The 16,702-nt window shown below is 44.9% G+C and carries 17 protein-coding genes; 11 read left to right on the top strand and 6 right to left on the bottom strand.

What is annotated here, in order from left to right:
• Position 1: 1 nt before the first annotated feature.
• The 5 genes from METLIM_RS03405 to rpiA all read left to right on the top strand — a co-directional run bounded on the left by METLIM_RS03405 (position 2) and on the right by rpiA (position 5,884).
• Complete coding sequence (locus METLIM_RS03405) at positions 2-1,690, top strand: glutamate--tRNA ligase (protein WP_004076510.1); 1,689 nt, start codon at positions 2-4, stop codon at positions 1,688-1,690.
• 57 nt (positions 1,691-1,747) lie between these two features.
• Complete coding sequence (locus METLIM_RS03400) at positions 1,748-3,028, top strand: histidine kinase N-terminal 7TM domain-containing protein (RefSeq protein ID WP_004076509.1); 1,281 nt, start codon at positions 1,748-1,750, stop codon at positions 3,026-3,028.
• 94 nt (positions 3,029-3,122) lie between these two features.
• Positions 3,123-4,079, top strand: coding sequence for an EF-Tu/IF-2/RF-3 family GTPase (locus METLIM_RS03395; RefSeq protein WP_004076508.1), 957 nt, complete (start codon positions 3,123-3,125; stop codon positions 4,077-4,079).
• Positions 4,080-4,272: 193 nt separating this feature from the next.
• Positions 4,273-5,010 carry an SIMPL domain-containing protein gene (locus METLIM_RS03390; protein ID WP_004076507.1) on the top strand — a complete coding sequence of 246 codons (738 nt, stop codon included), beginning with the start codon at positions 4,273-4,275 and terminating at the stop codon, positions 5,008-5,010.
• A gap of 181 nt (positions 5,011-5,191) precedes the next feature.
• Complete coding sequence (rpiA, locus tag METLIM_RS03385) at positions 5,192-5,884, top strand: ribose-5-phosphate isomerase RpiA (protein WP_004076506.1); 693 nt, start codon at positions 5,192-5,194, stop codon at positions 5,882-5,884.
• Here the strand turns inward: rpiA and METLIM_RS03380 are convergent.
• Positions 5,870-6,247 carry a hypothetical protein gene (locus tag METLIM_RS03380; protein WP_004076505.1) on the bottom strand — a complete coding sequence of 126 codons (378 nt, stop codon included), beginning with the start codon at positions 6,245-6,247 and terminating at the stop codon, positions 5,870-5,872. The two genes, rpiA and METLIM_RS03380, sit on opposite strands and share 15 nt — an antisense overlap.
• A 142-nt stretch (positions 6,248-6,389) precedes the next feature.
• A complete protein-coding gene (locus METLIM_RS03375) occupies positions 6,390-6,950 on the bottom strand; it encodes a TATA-box-binding protein (RefSeq protein ID WP_004076504.1) in 561 nt (186 codons plus the stop codon).
• A gap of 300 nt (positions 6,951-7,250) precedes the next feature.
• Between METLIM_RS03375 and METLIM_RS03370 the strand changes: the two genes are divergently transcribed.
• A complete protein-coding gene (locus METLIM_RS03370; protein ID WP_004076503.1) occupies positions 7,251-9,311 on the top strand; it encodes an acetate--CoA ligase family protein in 2,061 nt (686 codons plus the stop codon).
• Between the two features lie 257 nt (positions 9,312-9,568).
• Here METLIM_RS03370 and METLIM_RS03365 read toward each other — a convergent pair whose 3' ends face one another.
• Positions 9,569-9,883, bottom strand: coding sequence for a transcription factor S (locus tag METLIM_RS03365; RefSeq protein ID WP_004076502.1), 315 nt, complete (start codon positions 9,881-9,883; stop codon positions 9,569-9,571).
• A 111-nt stretch (positions 9,884-9,994) separates the two neighbouring features.
• On the opposite strand from METLIM_RS03365, the gene artA reads away from it, so the two are divergent.
• The gene (gene artA, locus METLIM_RS03360) at positions 9,995-10,819 is read left to right on the top strand and encodes an archaeosortase A (RefSeq protein ID WP_004076501.1); all 825 of its coding nucleotides are present in this window, start codon (positions 9,995-9,997) and stop codon (positions 10,817-10,819) included.
• On the opposite strand, the gene METLIM_RS03355 is transcribed toward artA, so the two are convergent.
• Positions 10,791-11,435: a CDP-alcohol phosphatidyltransferase family protein gene (locus tag METLIM_RS03355; RefSeq protein ID WP_004076500.1), complete on the bottom strand. Its 645-nt coding sequence runs from the start codon at positions 11,433-11,435 to the stop codon at positions 10,791-10,793. The genes artA and METLIM_RS03355 overlap by 29 nt on opposite strands.
• A 207-nt stretch (positions 11,436-11,642) precedes the next feature.
• On the opposite strand from METLIM_RS03355, the gene METLIM_RS03350 reads away from it, so the two are divergent.
• Together METLIM_RS03350 and sppA are read left to right on the top strand one after the other, a co-directional pair.
• Positions 11,643-12,323 (top strand): RibD family protein, encoded by a 681-nt coding sequence (locus tag METLIM_RS03350; RefSeq protein ID WP_048145558.1) that lies wholly within the window; start codon positions 11,643-11,645, stop codon positions 12,321-12,323.
• A gap of 9 nt (positions 12,324-12,332) precedes the next feature.
• Positions 12,333-13,145 carry a signal peptide peptidase SppA gene (gene sppA, locus METLIM_RS03345; RefSeq protein WP_004076498.1) on the top strand — a complete coding sequence of 271 codons (813 nt, stop codon included), beginning with the start codon at positions 12,333-12,335 and terminating at the stop codon, positions 13,143-13,145.
• An 89-nt stretch (positions 13,146-13,234) separates the two neighbouring features.
• Here sppA and truD read toward each other — a convergent pair whose 3' ends face one another.
• The gene (gene truD / locus METLIM_RS03340) at positions 13,235-14,515 is read right to left on the bottom strand and encodes a tRNA pseudouridine(13) synthase TruD (protein WP_004076497.1); all 1,281 of its coding nucleotides are present in this window, start codon (positions 14,513-14,515) and stop codon (positions 13,235-13,237) included.
• Positions 14,512-14,874, bottom strand: a complete 363-nt coding sequence (pth2, locus tag METLIM_RS03335; RefSeq protein ID WP_004076496.1) for a peptidyl-tRNA hydrolase Pth2 — start codon at positions 14,872-14,874, stop codon at positions 14,512-14,514. Before pth2 ends, truD begins: the two co-directional genes overlap by 4 nt.
• 142 nt (positions 14,875-15,016) lie before the next feature.
• Between pth2 and METLIM_RS03330 the strand changes: the two genes are divergently transcribed.
• The gene (locus METLIM_RS03330) at positions 15,017-16,165 is read left to right on the top strand and encodes a geranylgeranyl reductase family protein (RefSeq protein ID WP_004076495.1); all 1,149 of its coding nucleotides are present in this window, start codon (positions 15,017-15,019) and stop codon (positions 16,163-16,165) included.
• Between the two features lie 108 nt (positions 16,166-16,273).
• A complete protein-coding gene (locus METLIM_RS03325) occupies positions 16,274-16,582 on the top strand; it encodes a hypothetical protein (RefSeq protein WP_004076494.1) in 309 nt (102 codons plus the stop codon).
• The last annotated feature ends 120 nt before the right edge of the window (positions 16,583-16,702 follow it).

Genomic DNA, 16,702 nt, shown 5'->3' with positions numbered 1-16,702 from the left:
AATGTCTGTGGATCCACGTGATTTCTTCTTCAGGCATGCCCTCTTAAATGCAGTTCAGCATGAGAATGTGCCTAAAGCCGGCACTGTCCTCGGCATGCTTATGGGCAAACACCCTGAATTCAGGTCGCAGGCAAAGGAGATGTCTGCTATTCTTAAGGATGTCTTATCTGAAGTTGAGGCTCTCTCTCCTGAGGAGAGAAAGGAGAGGCTGATGGCCGTAGCTCCTGAACTTCTCACTGAAAAGAAGGAGAAGAAAGAGAAGGAGCCTCTTCGTGAGCTTAAGAATGTTGGCGAGGAAGGCGTTGTGATGCGTTTTGCGCCCAATCCAAGCGGCCCTCTCCATCTGGGCCATGCAAGGGCTGCATATCTCAATGACTATTACGTCCGGAAATATGGCGGAAAGTATGTCTTAAGGATTGAGGACACTGATCCGAGGCGTGTTGAGCCTGAAAACTATGAACTCCTCCTTGAGGACATCAAATGGCTCGGATTAAATATTACGGATATTGTATACCAGAGCGACAGGTTTGATATATATTATGAGCACGGGCGAAGGTTGATTGAGATCGGCGGGGCTTATGTCTGCACCTGCGATGCCGAAAGCTTCAGGGAGCTTAAGAACAGCAAAAAGCCATGCCCATGCAGGGACAATTCCGTTGAGGATAATCTCAGGCAGTGGGATGAGATGCTCGCAGGCGGATTTGCGGAAGGCACAGTCACAGTCAGGGTTAAAACTGACATAGAGCACCCTGATCCTGCAATGAGGGATTTTTCGATATTCAGGGTTGTTGATTCACCGCCACATCCAAGAAAAGATGTGACTGTCTATCCGATGATGAACCTGTCAGTCGTTGTGGATGACTACCTGCTTGGAATGACCCATGTCATCAGGGGCAAGGACCATATCGCCAATACAAGAAGGCAGGGCTATATCTATGATTATTTCGGGTGGAAACAGCCTGAGTACTACCACTATGGCAGGATGTCAGTCGGAGATGTGGTGCTCTCGACTTCTGCAATGAAGGCAGGGATCTCAGACGGGACATATTCCGGATGGGACGACATCAGGCTTGGAACCTTAAAGGCAATTGCACGGAGGGGTATTAAGCCTGAAGCGGTCAGGAAGGCAATGGTTGATCTCGGAGTCGGTCAGACTGATATAAACTTCTCATGGGAGAATCTCTTTGCCGAAAATAAGGCTATAATTGATCCGGTTTCTGACCGTTATTTCTTTGTGCCTCAGCCGGCCCTCTTTGAGATATCCGGTGCACCATCAAAAACCGCCGAAATCCCTCTTCATCCGAATGAAAGTTCAAGGGGTGTCAGAAAGCTTGAGTTTACCGGGAAAGTGCATATCTCGCCTGAAGATATTGCCGGAAAATCCTTTGTAAGGCTTAAGGACCTCTTTAATGTAACAGTTACGGAGAAGGACGGCGAGGCTCTTATTACTTATGCAGGTGATTCTCTTGAGGAGGCAAAAGAGAAACATGCGCCTATAATCCAGTGGCTGCCCTATGGGAAGGCGTCGGTGCCCTGCCGGATTAAAAGGCCTGATGGTGATGCTGAAGGGCTTTGCGAGGAAGGAGTTAAGCATATGGCCGGAGAAGAGATCCAGTTTGAGAGGATCGGTTTTGTAAAGATTGATTCTGTCAGCGGGGACAGTGTAACTGCATACTTCACCCACCGGTAACCAAAAATAATATATACTATTTTACTATATTATCCCCCGGGGAAGGATTTCCGGGGGTTGAATAGTATACTTTATCTGTTTCTCATATTTACGTCTCTAATCTCAATTCTTATCGCTTACCTCTCGGCGTCCAAAAAGCATGTTCTTGGTGCCGTTCCCTTCTCAGTTATGATGGTCTTTGTATCTTTCTGGTCGTTATTTTATGCCATTGAGTTCAATTTTTCCAGTTATGCACTGATGATGCTCTTCAATGTCTTTCCGTTCTTTGCCGGGGCATTTGTTCCCTGTTTATGGCTCTGTTTTGTCCTTGATTATACCGGCAGGAAGAGCTGTCTGTGTCTTAGAAATCTGGCATTTCTTCTGATAATTCCGGTTCTGACGGTGGCAGTTATTCTGACAAACGGTTACCACGGGCTTTTTGTGAACGCTGTATATCTGGGCGTCAGCGGTTTTGGTTTTATTTCCTTATTTTTTGGGCCATGGTATTACGTCTATATTTTTTATTCTTACCTGATTCTCTCTCTTGGATTCCTGTTCCTCTTATGGACGTATATCCCGTCTCCGCGACATCAGAGGGTACAGATATCCTGTGTGATGTCGGGCGGTCTTATTCCGTTTATCTGGAATATTATATTTGTCACAGGTTCTGCGCCGGATGATCTCTTTGATCTGACACCTTTTTTCTTTCTTTTGGCCGGAATTTTAATCTATATCGGTGTTTTCAGAGTGCCCCTCGCTGAAGTAATCCCTGAGGCCTACAAAAAAGTCTTCAGGAGTATGATTGAGGGTGTCATTGTTGCAGACAGAAACGGAATTATTATCGATATCAATCCCCCGGCGGAAGCTGTTCTTGGGATTAAATCAAAAAATGTGGTCGGTCTGCGAGTCAGCGATATATTTGCAGAGTTCTCTGAGGATATGACTCATGATTTTAACAGGGGTGATGTCAGAGAGTTTATTGACTGGGTCTGTACTGCCGGAAAAAAGTACATCCTCGTCCGGAGTGCACCGCTTGAACCTGAAGAGTTTAATTCCGGATTTATTCTGCTTTTAAGAGATAAAACACTGGAATTTGAGAGCCATAAGAGGGAGAAGGATTCACTTGTCCAGATCGAAAAAAATCTTGAACAGCTGGCAATTTTAAATGATCATATCAGAAATCCTTTATCTGTTATTGTGGGCATTTCATCTCTTGCTGAAAGTCCTGCAAACGAAGAGATTCTCAGGCAGGCAGATGAGATTGACCGGATAATTGATGAACTTGATAACCATTACCTGAAATCTGACAAAGTCAGAAGAGTTCTGAAAAATCATTATGATCTGGACCTTGATGACTGATGCCTGATTTATCTCTTCATTCTCCTCTTTTTCTTCTCTCAATGCCTTTCAATAAGAAACATCATTATTCAATAGATTCTAACATTAAGGCACTATGCCAAATCTGAATGTAGCAGTGCTCGGGTGCGCCGGGTATGCAAAGACCATCGGAAAGGAAGGAACCCGATCTGATATAATATTGTATAATCTGAAGAAGGGAGAGGATACTGTAACCCTTATTGAACCTCTGAGGTATCCTGAAAAGCTTGCACCGCTCTTTTACACCGTATCTATGGCAGATTATGCCATTATTGTTGTTGATGGTATTACAGCAGAGTTTGGTGAGATCGTACTGATGACCGACTGCGCCGGTGTAAAATCCGGCTGCATAATTCTGAGAAATTATATCGACAGATCACAGATTGCCCCGCTCATTAAGGGGACTGTACTTGAAAATTATGAGTATTCTGAGGATGACCCGATCATTCTCCGTGAGTCGCTTCTGGATAAGGCTGTAAGCCTTGAAACTGTAAAGGATGACGGTCCTGGTACTGTTTCCATAGATCATCATTTCAATGTGAAGGGTATTGGGACCGTAATTCTCGGCACAGTTATGAGAGGGAAAATTAAGGTTCACGATTCCCTGACTGTTCTTCCGGATGAGAAGATCGCACAGCTCAGGTCCATTCAGAAGCATGATGATGACTGCCCTGATGCACACACAGGTGACCGTGTAGGTCTGGCCCTGAAAAACATCTCGGCAGATGACCTTGACAGGGGATTTGTCCTGACCACCGATGATGGTGTCAGATGTAAAGACATATTCTCCGGTGAGGCATCTGTGGTTAAATACTGGCCCACACCGCTTGAACCGGGAATGGTGATTCACCTTGGCCACTGGATGCAGTATCTCTCCGGAAAAATAGAGTCTGTCTCAGGTGATGACCCCAAAAAGCCTGAAATAACACTGAAGCTTGATAAGGATATGGTTTATCTTCCGGGCGACCGGGCAGTGATTCATCACCTGGACGCGGGTAAACTCCGTGTTGTCGGGACTATCTCTCTGAACTAAGAGCAGTGTTTATATTTCCGGTCTTTTTTTTACCCCCGGAATTATTTACATCCAATTCCGTTTTTACATAATTTCCTCTGATTTATTCTGTTATCAGTCATATTTCCGGAAATGCCTCCGTATTTTAACTTCGATCTTTTTCGAAGTCAAGGATAGGGTTAATATTTTTAAGGACGACTATCTTCTGATAACTATGAAGAGTGGAAGAATTATAATTCTCGCAGTCATGCTCATTGCAGTCCTGGCACTGGCAGGCACAGCATCGGCACAGACTACGGAGGATGACAGGCTTATTCATGTCTCAGGCACAGGCAAGGTCACAACAGACCCGGATGTTGTGAAGATAACCATAGCCGTTGAGACTGAGAATACAGACGCCGTTAAGGCACAGCAGGAGAATGCAGAGAGGATGACAAAGACCGTAAGCAGCTTAAAAGCTCTTGGTCTGACAGATGACGAAATAAGCACAGCAGGTTATAACATCTACTCCTATACTACAGGTTCAGACTCTCCGTTTGGAAAGGATAAGAAGATCTATAAGGTTACAAACACTGTCCTTGTTGATACCAACAAGATTGATCTTGCAGGAGACATCATTGATGCAAGCGTTATGAACGGTGCGAACCGGATAAACAGCATCTACTTCACACTAAGTGACGAAAAGTCACAGTCACTCAGATCACAGGCAATCACTGCGGCAGTTGAGCAGGCAAAACTTGATGCCGATGCTGTCTCAGCAGCGCTTGGCGTTACAATTTCGGGCGTTAAGTCCGTCAATGTCGGTTCAAGCTACACACCATACAGCTACAGCAACAGTATGGACTATGCGGTAATGGAAAAAGCGGCAGGCGGTATGGCTGTCCCTACTCCGGTACAGCCTGACACTGTCGATGTTACAGCATCTGTCTCTATCGATTACCTGATAATGTAATCTGGTTTTTAGGCAGGAATCAGCAGATTTCTCCGAAAATCAATTATTTTAAAAAATTTCATTTTTGACCGGATGAATGTCTGTTCCCCTATAAATTTCCGGTTCTCATCGTCTTACTCTTCTGCATAATTCCCGGAATAATTTAATTCAGATGGGTATGCAATTATAATCAGGAATTTTCATGACTGATGCTAATATTATGAAGAAGAATGCCGGTTATTATGCGGCAGAACTTGTCGAAGACGGGATGATTGTCGGACTTGGAACCGGTTCGACAGTATTTTTTGCAATGGAGAAACTCTCCTCTATGATAAACGGTGGTCTTGACATAGTGGGAGTTCCGACCTCCTATCAGGCGATGAGGCGTGCACGGGAGTATGGCATACCACTTGGAACTCTTGACGATTACCCCACGCTTGATCTGGCAATCGATGGTGCAGACCAGATTGATCCAAAGCTCAGGATGATTAAGGGCAGGGGTGCGGCACAGACCATGGAAAAATGTGTATGCGATGCGGCAGACAGTTTTATAGTTGTAAGCGATCCTTCAAAACTCTCTGACAGACTTGATGCAGTTGTTCCCGTTGAAGTCATCCCCTTTGCATGTTCAACCATGATGGAGACCGTAAGAAAGCTTGGCGGAGTTCCGGTTGTAAGGGAAGGTGTAAAGAAGGACGGCCCGGTAATAACTGACAGCGGCAATTTTGAGATAGACTGCTCATTTGGGATAATCAAAGATCCGGAAAGCCTTGAGAGCAGACTGAACAATATACCCGGAGTACTGTCCTGTGGACTGTTTACGCAGTATTCCTCTAAAACCAGAGTTGTAATCGGAAAGAAAAATGATGTTGAGGTAATCCTACTCGGCGATTAAGCCTCTTACCTTCTCAATAAGTTTGAGCTGAATATTAATTTCCTTCTCTTTTTCGACTTCAATGATATCAACTATGTCATTGATGTCCTTTGAGAGTGAATAGATCTTAACAGGCCTGCCTTTGCTCTCTGCTTTGCTCTCGCGGCTGTCAATCCATTCCTTCTCCATGAGTGTCCTCATTGCAATGCTCACTTCAGGCTGCCTGAGATCAGTTCCCCTCTCAATATCCCTTGATGTTGCCTCATTTGTATTTGCAAGATATACAAGCACTTTTGAGACATTTCTCTTCATGCCGATCTCTGTAAGCAGATTGGCAAGCTCCTCTTCTGCATCTGTAAATGTTAGTACTTTTTCAAGTTTCATATCTTCACCAGAATTATTTCATACAAATTATGTCAAAATGATATATATAGGTGTTTATCCTATGCAGGGTATTTCTTCTGCTGAAATTAATGCAAAAAATATTGATCTGAAAAAAATGGAATTTGTTATTTAACCGGAGATATTATATGAGTCCAAGGTTTGAGAGGTCTGACATAATCTTTATGACTGCCGCTTTCGCATCTTTTGTCTCTTTACCGCCCGTTATGATCAGTTTTCCTGAACCAAATAATAATACTACGACCTTTGGCTCTTCGAGGCGGTACACCAGCCCCGGAAACTGCTCAGGTTCATATTCTATTCTGTCAAGGTTAAACCCGACTGCTATCTTATTAAGATTGATTGGGGATCCAAGGTCTGCTGATGTTACAATATTCTGGACCTTATATTCAAGGTTGGTGGGTATATCCAGTTTTAATGCCCTGAGTTTCTCTCCGAGAATCTCAAGACCTCTTGAGAGGTTATCTATACTTTTTGCCCCTGTAAGGACAACTTTTCCTGAACCAAATACAAGTGCTGCTATCTTTGGGTCCTGCATCCTCAGTACAACGCCCGGAAATCTCTTTTTGTTGTACTCAGCATCTTTGATCTCTTCATTTATCATCTGAAGATCAAGTTCATCGGCAACCTTTGCGGAGGCTACAATATTTTCTATCTTTAAAGAATCTTCAGGATTCACCTTCATGTTTATAAAAAGGATTTATATAGTATATAAATGATTGGTTGGTTGTCGAATTCGACAGTTAGTTGCGCAACTTTGGTATGTATTTAAACTACTCTCTATTCTACACGATTAACTATTACAAAATTTTATCTATAAATTAGATCAATAGATGGTAAGCAAATCCTAACGAATGGTTTTTCGTCATTTGTTGAAGGGTATGTCTGTGCCGGAAAATGCCGGTTCAGTAATAATATCTGAACTTATATGGGTAGATTTTCCGACCTCTACAAAACCCCTTTTATGAAAAAAGAGGATTAAAATATGGCAGAATGGTTATTAAGTGAAGCAGAGGGATATGATTTCCTCAAAAAATATGATGTGCCGGTACCTGAATACAGGATTGTAAAATCCGCAGACGATGCGGCAGATTCTGCCGCAGAGATCGGATTTCCGGTTGTCATGAAGATCGTCTCACCGCAGATCATCCACAAGAGTGACGCCGGAGGTGTCATAGTTGGTGTGAGCAGTGCAGAAGAGGCATCCAGAGCATATGATAAAATTATATCCAATATTTCATCTGCAAATCCGGATGCGGAGATTGAGGGTGTAATTGTTGAAGAGATGGCTGAATCGGGCGTTGAGCTTATCATCGGAGGAAAGACCGATCCCTCCTTTGGCAAGACAATTACATTTGGAATCGGCGGAACACTTGTCGAATTCTTAAAAGATGTCTCGCTCAGGATTCTGCCCTTAACTGAAGAAGAAGTCCGCAAAATGGTCCGTGAGATCAACTCCTACAAACTGATCTCAGGATACAGGGGATCAACCCCAAAGGACGAGGACGGACTTATAAAGATAATTATGAATGTCTGCCGGGCCTTTGAAGAGACTGAGGACTTAAAAGAGTTTGATATCAATCCTCTCAGGCTTTATGAAAAGGGCGCATGTGCTGTTGATACGGCTTTCATCTTCAGTGATGAGCATAACGGCAGTCAGGCCGAACAGGAGCTTGTTCCGGTTGAGTATTTCAATCCGGAATCTATTGCAGTTATAGGTGCATCCGAGAGCCCTGGAAAGATGGGTTATGCTGTAATGCACAAACTCTCGTCATTCCCCGGCAAACTCTACCCTGTAAATCCAAACAGGGACCGCATTATGTGCTTTAAGACGTACCCGAGCATTCTTGATGTCGAAGGGAATGTCGACATGGCTGTAATTACAGTCCCGTCAAGACTTGTGCCGGGTGTGATGGATGAGTGCGGCAAGAAGGGCGTTAAGATTGCGGTTGTAATCACTGCCGGATTCAAGGAGATGAATGAGGAGGGCAGAAAGCTTGAAGAGAAGATGGTTGCCATTGCAAAGAGGCATGGCACAAGAATTGTAGGGCCTAACTGTCTCGGACTTATCAGCCCTCATAAAGGATATGATACGACCTATGTCCAGAGATCACCGACACCCGGCAACATCGCCTTCCTTTCACAGAGTGGTGCAATTGTAAATGCTGTTGTTGACTGGAGTCTCACGCATGATGTCGGATTCTCATCTGTAGTCTCTGTAGGAAACCAGAGTGACTTAACCTTCCTTGATTATCTCCACTGGGCAGAGTCGGATGAGAATACCGATGCAATCATCATGTATATTGAGGAGATTAACAATGGCCGGGAGTTCATGAAGCGTGTGAGTGAAGTTGCAAAGGTTAAACCTGTTGTTGCAATAAAATCCGGTTCATCAGCAAGGGGTCGTGCAGCGGCAGCCTCACACACAGGTTCACTTGCAGGAAGTTACGAGGTCTATATGGAGGCCTTCCGTGAGGCGGGCGTTCTTTCGGTTACAAACCTCGAAGATGCCTTCCTTGCTGCTGAATTCCTCTCACACCACAAGCACTATCCGCTTGGCAGAAGGGCTGTAGTGGTTACAAATGCAGGCGGTTTTGCAGTTCTCTCAACCGATTACGCAGAGCGCTATGGTATTGAGATAGTTGACCTGCCGCAGAATGTCATTGATGAGATGAATACTTTCCTGCCGGAATTCTGGAACAAAGGCAACCCTGTTGATCTCCTTGGTGATGCAGACGGCGAGAGGTTTGCAAGAACCTTCAATGTCCTCGCAAAGCATGACGATCTCTGGGATATCTGTGTTGTAATAGGATTCCCGAACCTTGTGCTCACTTCTGAGAGGTTTGCAAAGCAGATCATGCAGCTTTCGGATGACACCGATAAGCGCATAGTGTCCGTGCTTCTTGGCGGTGCTGAGATGACAGGAGGGCGTGAAATTTTAAGAGAGAATAAGGTGCCACCTTTTGAAGAGCTTGAGACTGCCTTCCGTGTAGTCGGCAGGACTCTTCAGAGCAAGTTCCGTGCAAAGGGTCAGGGACTCTTCTAATATTTTTTTCTTTTATTGTCCTTTCATACCGGAATTTATCCGTATTTAGCAGACCTGTTCACTGTACAGGCGTGCGGTGATTATTGTATTTTACACTCCGTATTACTTTTGGAATGGTTCTTAATGATTGATTCCGCGTCTGAAAAGAGTCTTTTTAAAAATTTCCTGCGGGATGGTTCTGATATTATTTTGGGATTTAAAAATTATTGTCCGGGATTTATTCCGGAATTTTGATTGATTTTATCTGTTTATCTGCCTCAGTCGTATTCACGCCAGGTGAACTTGCACTTTGTGCATTTGAAGAACCGGACCTCACTTTCATCAGCAGATCTTAACTGCCTGAGCCACCAGAATGCCGTGTTGTTTCCACACTCAGGGCATCTTATTGCGGTTGTCGGGAGTGTTGCAATCTCATCTTCACTGTCAACGATGGTGATCTCCTTCTCTGTCCTTGTTGAGGTCTTCATTAACTGGGATTTATTAGCAATATCTTTTTCAAAACCGCATCTGGTACATTTTAGCTTACCGCCGGATGCCTTCATCAGGCTTTTGCACTCTGGACAAAACATCATTGTATAAATTTTTATTTTATCTGTGAATAACCCTTGCGAATCAGGCACCCTCAACTCCATTTTTTTGTAAAATGACAATCTAAAAACCCTTTCAGGATAAATAATTCTGTAATGGAAGCGGCCCTTGTTTTTGCGTCTGCAATATCATTTCTTATATTTCTTGTAATTCCTGAAAAATTCAGGAAATACCCTGCAATTGCGGGCTGGGTTTTTATCGTTGCCTCTGTTGTAGCCGATATCCCGTATTACATAAATAGTGAAAATAATTTTTTATATCCGGTTATCGGGATACTTGGGATTCCTTTTGTTGCCATAACGGCAGGTGAACTGTTAAAGGACAATAAATATGTTCACTATCTCAGCAGAGGCGCGGCAATTGCCTTCCTGATCTATGTGCCTTTTGGATATATTCAGCCGCTGGGTGATGCCCTGATTGCGATTGTTACATCACAGTGTGTCGTTATTCTGAATGCAATAGGTTTTGATATCACACAGCTTGCGTGGAATCTGGTGTCGCATGACGGGTTCCGGGTTGAGATTATCCTGGCCTGTACAGGTCTTCAGGCGATAGCAATTATGCTTGGGCTTGCATTCTGTGTACCATCAACCTTTAATGAGAAGATTCTCTCTTTTCTTGTTGTCGCGCCGGTAATCTATATCCTTAACCTCTTCAGGAATGTCTTTGTTATTATGGCATATACTGGTCAGTGGCTCCAGGTACTCCCTGAGATTGCGTCAAACGGGGAGTATGGCTATGAAAGTTTCTTCTGGGCGCATAATGTGATTGCAGAACTTGGCGCACTTGTATTTCTGATAGTTCTTGCACTTATCCTGTTCAGAATCAACAGAAATCTGGGTATATTTTCAGAAGAGATTGTTAACCTCTATTATGGTAAAATAAAGTATTTTACCGGAGGTTTTGGTAGAGATAAATAATTCTCTGTATGGCTGAGAGATTTGTGCAGACCGCAACGATGATTACTGATGCCCAGATGAACCCGGTAAGGCCCCCGATAATCAGAATAATTATCGTTTCCGGCCTCCCGAAAAAGCCAACTCCTTCAAGCGGGTCATTTATCTTCCCGTCCTCCCTCTCCTGAAATCCTGCCTCGGCATAGACAACAGGTTTGATGAATGTATTTATCATTGAGCCGAAGAGGGCGAATGCGGCGACTGCGAAGTCCGCAACCGGAATATACTGCGGTGCCAGGTTAAATATGCCTGAGATTATCGGTATTCCGGACAGACCTATTGCAATAATCACAATTCCGTCCACATATTTGTCAACAATCCAGTCGATTACAGCACCGAATCTGCTTTCTGTCCCTTTTGCCCTTGCAACACTTCCGTCTGTGAGATCGAGCACTGCCGATAATAACAGCATGAGTGCTCCTGCCGGAAACATTCTGATTAAGAAGAGATAAGCTGCGATAATTCCGGCAATGAGTGACAGTGCGGTTATCATATTCGGAGAGATGCCCAGTTTTATGAATATGCCTGCGAGTGGCTCAAGGCATTTTGTAAATTTGGGTCTGAGGGAAGTAATATTCATATCCTGATCATTATTAGTAGTTGCAGAGTGAAAAAACCAACTTGACCGTTACTGAAAATTCATGTTGATTCTGTCAATTTCCGGTAATTATATTATATGCCTGCCGGTTACTGTCATCAAACCTGTTGGTTAAAAGGCATTTAAATAATCATAAATGATAACTGTTTTGTCTGCAAAAAGATGATTAAACAATTATATATGATGACTATGTCTGAAAATAAGATTAAACCTCATGTGCTCATAATGTCAGAGATTACTGCTGACGGGAAACTGACTCTGAAGAAGGGCGCCTCAAGCAAGATACTTATGAAGTACATGGATGAGAAGACCGATATTCTGCTTCATAAGACCAGGGCCGAATATGACGCAATTATGGTCGGTTCAAATACAATAAGAATCGACAACTCCTTTCTTACAGTGCGGCATGTTGAGGGTAAGAGTCCGGTGAGGGTTATCCCGTGCAGCCTGGGCGATCTTCCTGCTGACTCAAATGTCCTCTTAAACGATGCAGAAACTATTGTTGCCGTTACTAAGGCGGCAGGTCCTGAAAATATAAAGTACCTGGAAAGCCGCGGCGTTAAAGTCGTGGTTGCAGGCGACATTCATGTCGATTATACTCTGCTTATGGAGATTCTTGCCAGAGATTATGGCATCAAATCCCTGATGGTTGAGGGAGGTCCTACCTTAAATTATTATATGCTTCAGAACCGGCTGGTTGACGAAATAAGGCTAATTCATCTGCCCTTCATTGTAGGTGGATATGACACGCCTTCCCTTGTTGGAGGTATGCATATTGATTCTGAGGATGAGATGTTCCGGCTTGAACTTAAGAAGCACTATCTGTGCGGCACTAATCTTGTTACTGAGTACGATGTTTTGTACAGGTGATCTGAACCCATGTCCTGGTTTGAAGATGAGATGAAAAAGAGGGAGAAGAAGAAATTCCGGAAGAATGGTCTGAAGTGGTTTTTAGCCGGAATTCTGATCTCTGTTCTTCTCATTATCGCTCTGGCATTCATTCCTTTTTCTGAGGAGGGAGGTGTTAAGGTTGTCAGGATTGAAGGGACCATTGTATCAGGCAACAGCTATGGCGGCGGGTACATCGGCAGCGAGTATGCCGGTTCTCAGATCCGCGAGGCAGCGGACAATCCTCTCATAGATGCAATAGTTCTCAGGGTAAACAGTCCGGGCGGCTCTCCGGCAGGCGCACAGGAGATAATCCAGGATGTTGAGTATGCGAAGACAAAAAAGCCCGTTGTCGTCTCAATGGGGGATATCGCAACCTCTGCGGCGTACCATATAAGTGCACACTCTGATCTCATCTATGCAAATCCGGACACGATGACAGGAAGTATAGGGACGATCTGGACATTTCATGACATCAGCGGCTCTCTTGAGAAGGAAGGGGTCAATGTTTCGGTTGTGAAATCCGGTGAGCAGAAGGATATAGGCTCAGAGTACAGGTCCATGACAACTGAGGAGAGGGATTATGTTCAGGAGATCGTTGATGACAGTTTTGAACTTTTTATCAGTGATGTGATGGAGCAGAGAAATATCTCACGCGCCGATATTGAGGAGGCCCAGATTGTCCGTGGTTCGAGGGCGATTGAGCTTGGGCTTGTCGACCGGACGGGCAACCTTTATGCTGCGATGGAAGGTGCGAGGGAACTCAGCCGGAGCAGAGGCAGCTTTAAGGCTGATTCTGCCTGAGATTTATCCCGGTATTTTTCCGGTATAATCTGATGCCTTTGGTTTATAATTTTTCTGTAAAAATAGTATTTTATTTTATTATTCCTGAATCAGGCCATATTCAGTGGATTTGTCTTCATTATCTCCCTGCATACGGTTGTTGCATAATGGCCGGGCGGGAGGGTGAAGTCAAGCTTCAGGCTGTTTTCTGAAATTTCGTATGATATATCCGCCTTTATTGCCACAGGTCTGGTATTGCCTTTAAATGAGGTCTCTGTAAGTGCAGCTGCGATTCTGTAGCTCTCCCTGTCAATGCCGAGTTCTGCCATAATTTCTTCTATGAAGGTGTCAGTCTCTCCGCAGACTCTGTACTCCTCACTGCCGGGCATAAATATTGCCGGCATGCATCTGCCTCTTCTCATATGCACCTTTGCGGTATTGATGTTCTTCTCATCTGCAATATCCTCCTTTCCATCTGAGAAGATGATACGGTCTCCAGGTATTATCTCGTTTAAGCCTGTGCCTGATTCTATCCTGTGAGAAAGCGCCCTGTTGAATATATAGGACTGGCAGGCACTGACGAGCATTGAGAGCAGTTTTGGTGGCAGCACTTTTAGTGCGCCCTGATAATCATCCGGTTTTTCTGTCAGGTGATGAAGCATTGCTCTTTCATACCGGAGAAAGACAGGGATTACATTCAGGCCCTCCACCGGGTCACGGTTTTTGTAATAAATGTCCCTTGCCTCTCTTGTTTCAGGTTTCTCATCCGGAAATGACATGCCGACATAGCAGGCTACCGCCGATTCGTAATCACCTTTGAGGATCTCAAGCCCTGCAAGGTGGGATATCGGCCTTGCTGCTCCGAAGCGCTGTATGCCGTAGTAATTTGGGATTATCCCCTTCTCCCCGGCAATGCGGCACTCTTCAGCAGCACCATTCATTTCTTCCGTGCTGCATTCACAGTCACTTATCGTAATCCCGAAGCCGTTGCCCTTAAGTTCACCGAGCGAGAGCTGAGCATTTGCTCTGCCGACCGGTTTTAGGACCATATCTTTTATGCTGAGGGCTGAGATTCTCTCCTCGTCTATATTATATAGGGAAATTAGCTGTGTGGTGACGGCATTTTTGTCCTTTGTACCGGCCCAGCCTATTCTTCTGTGGCTGATACCAAGCCTCTTTGAAATCTCTTTTACAGCCCTCTGAAGCTCCCAGTTTCTCTTCTCAAGCTCGCAGATGAGGTAAGGGCCGCCTGTCATCTTCTTCTCGCCGTATATCTCCTTTACAGTGAAGTCCTCAGGTGTTTTCCTGAGAATTCCCCCTGTACCCAAAGAATCGGTTATGTAATATTCCGTCCCGATTATCTTCTCGGTTTCAAATCCGGTTTTCATCATAGGAGGGAGAGGTCTCCTGTGATCTTATCGAGGTCTTCGGATTTTGCAGGCCCAAGTCCCAGTGCTGTGACTGTTCCCGGCGGAATTTCAGTCATTCCGGCATCAGTGATAATTGCGGCTGAGATTCCCGCCTCTTCCGCAATGGTCTTAAGCTCATATAATTCCCTCTGGGAGTTTGCCTTGAGGGCGACTTTCTTCATTCCCTCGTCGTACCATTTCTTCTTTGTAATCTTGTCGGCCTTTTCATATGCAATGACTGCGGCATGCGCAAGCTGGGCGCATTTCTTGCCGCAGCTCATTTTAATGTCATTTCTTATTATAAGGCACTGTTTCCATTCAAATGCAGGTTCAGGAGTCATTCTTTCATATCCTTTGGATTTTGTAAATGAAATAGTTACCAGATGGTGCAGGGGCAGATGACTTCTCTCTTCTCCGGTTTATTATGGAATTCATCCTGTTCAGTTCACTTTATCGGATTTCCGGAATAAAATATAGCCACAGATGTATGATGTGATAGTTGTTGGCGGCGGGCCGTGTGGAAGTGCTGCTGCACGGTTCTGTGCAGAGTCCGGGCTTAAGGTGCTTGTTCTGGAAGAGCATGCCTCCATAGGCTACCCCGTTCAGTGTGCAGGCCTTCTGAGCTGCAATGCCTTTGATGAGTGCCGGGTAACTGAGAGATCAGTCTTTCAGGAAGTTTCAGGGGCAAAGATCATCTCTTCGGGCGGTTCTGTCCTGGAGTTTGATTCCGGAAAAACAAAGGCATATGTCGTTGACAGGGCGGCACTTGACCGTGAGATGGCGGAGAATGCTGCAAATGCCGGGGCTGAGTTCAGGCTTAAGTCATATGTCTGCGGCGCAGAGAACGGCAGGGTCTTTGTACGCGGTCAGTCGGGCAGGGAAGAGATCCCGGCAAAGATGATTATCGCCGCAGACGGTCCAAGAAGCGTACTGTCCCGCTGTTACGGTTTAAAACGGCAGGAGATGATTCTGTCCGGTGCACAGGCCGAAGTGTCCTTTCCCGGGTTCCATAACCTTGTAGAGATATATCCGGGTGCATCTGAGGACTTCTTCGGATGGGTGATTCCTGCCGGTGAGGGCAGGGCAAGGGTCGGTCTCTGCGGAGGTGAGAATGTCCCGCAGAGGTTTTCAGAATTTTTAAAACGCTTCGGTTCCGGAAATGTACATCTTGTATCCGGCACAATCCCGCTTGGTGTAATGCCGAAGACATATCATGACAGGACGCTCTTTGTCGGTGATGCCGCCGGTTTTGCCAAACCCACTTCGGGCGGCGGCATTTATACGGGAGTCCGGTCTGCATTTCATGCTTCAGAGACTGCACTTGAGTGTATAGAGAAGGACAGTTTTTCAGATTCTGATCTTAAAAGGTATGAAGGGCGGTGGAAGGCGGACTTTGGACGTGAGCTTAAGATCGGGATGATGATGTATAAGATGAGGAGAAATCTTCCCGATGACAGGATAGATGACATCTGCCGTATACTCTCAAGGCCTGACATCCGTGATGACATTATAAAATACGGTGATATGGACAGACCGGGAGTTATCATCCGGAAAGTGCTCAAAAGGCCGGCAGTGGTTAAGGCTCTCGGGCTTGCGGCCTGCATGGAGATAAAGTCGGTATTCTCATCCTGAATATTTTACTGCACTTCTTTTCTTCTGTTTTCCTGTACCGGGTGACGCAGTAACACTCCCGGATGATTTCAATTAATTTAATCACTGAAAAACTTCATAATCCGTTACATGGCAAGTCAGTTTGGCAGGGGTTTTATAACCGTAATAATGCTCATATCAAAACATCTCAGTCTTCCCCCGGTGAGGGCATGGAACGGACTTTCAGATCATATGATGGAGATGGAAATTCCTGAACAGTTTAAGGGGACTGAGATTGAGGAGATTGCGGGTGACCTGCGGCAGAAGGTTATGTGGCATCAGAACGGTCAGATGGATGCTGATGATCTTGACGGCGTTATAAGATCAATGAGAAGACTTGTTATTGCGGTTGATAAGGAACTTGGAATAAAAGATCCGGATGCCGGAAGATATGACTGAATGGCAGATAAATTAATCTCTCCGGGACCGAAAAATCCACGTACCATATCCGGTTTTGTGCTGGTGCTTATTCCGGTACATCATCCGGGTGATACGGTATAATGCAGAACTTTCCGGAAT

The organism is Methanoplanus limicola DSM 2279, assembly GCF_000243255.1.
Taxonomy (GTDB): domain Archaea; phylum Halobacteriota; class Methanomicrobia; order Methanomicrobiales; family Methanomicrobiaceae; genus Methanoplanus; species Methanoplanus limicola.
The sequence above is the reverse complement of the archived record's forward strand: the minus strand, read 5'-3'. Positions and strand labels throughout refer to the sequence as shown.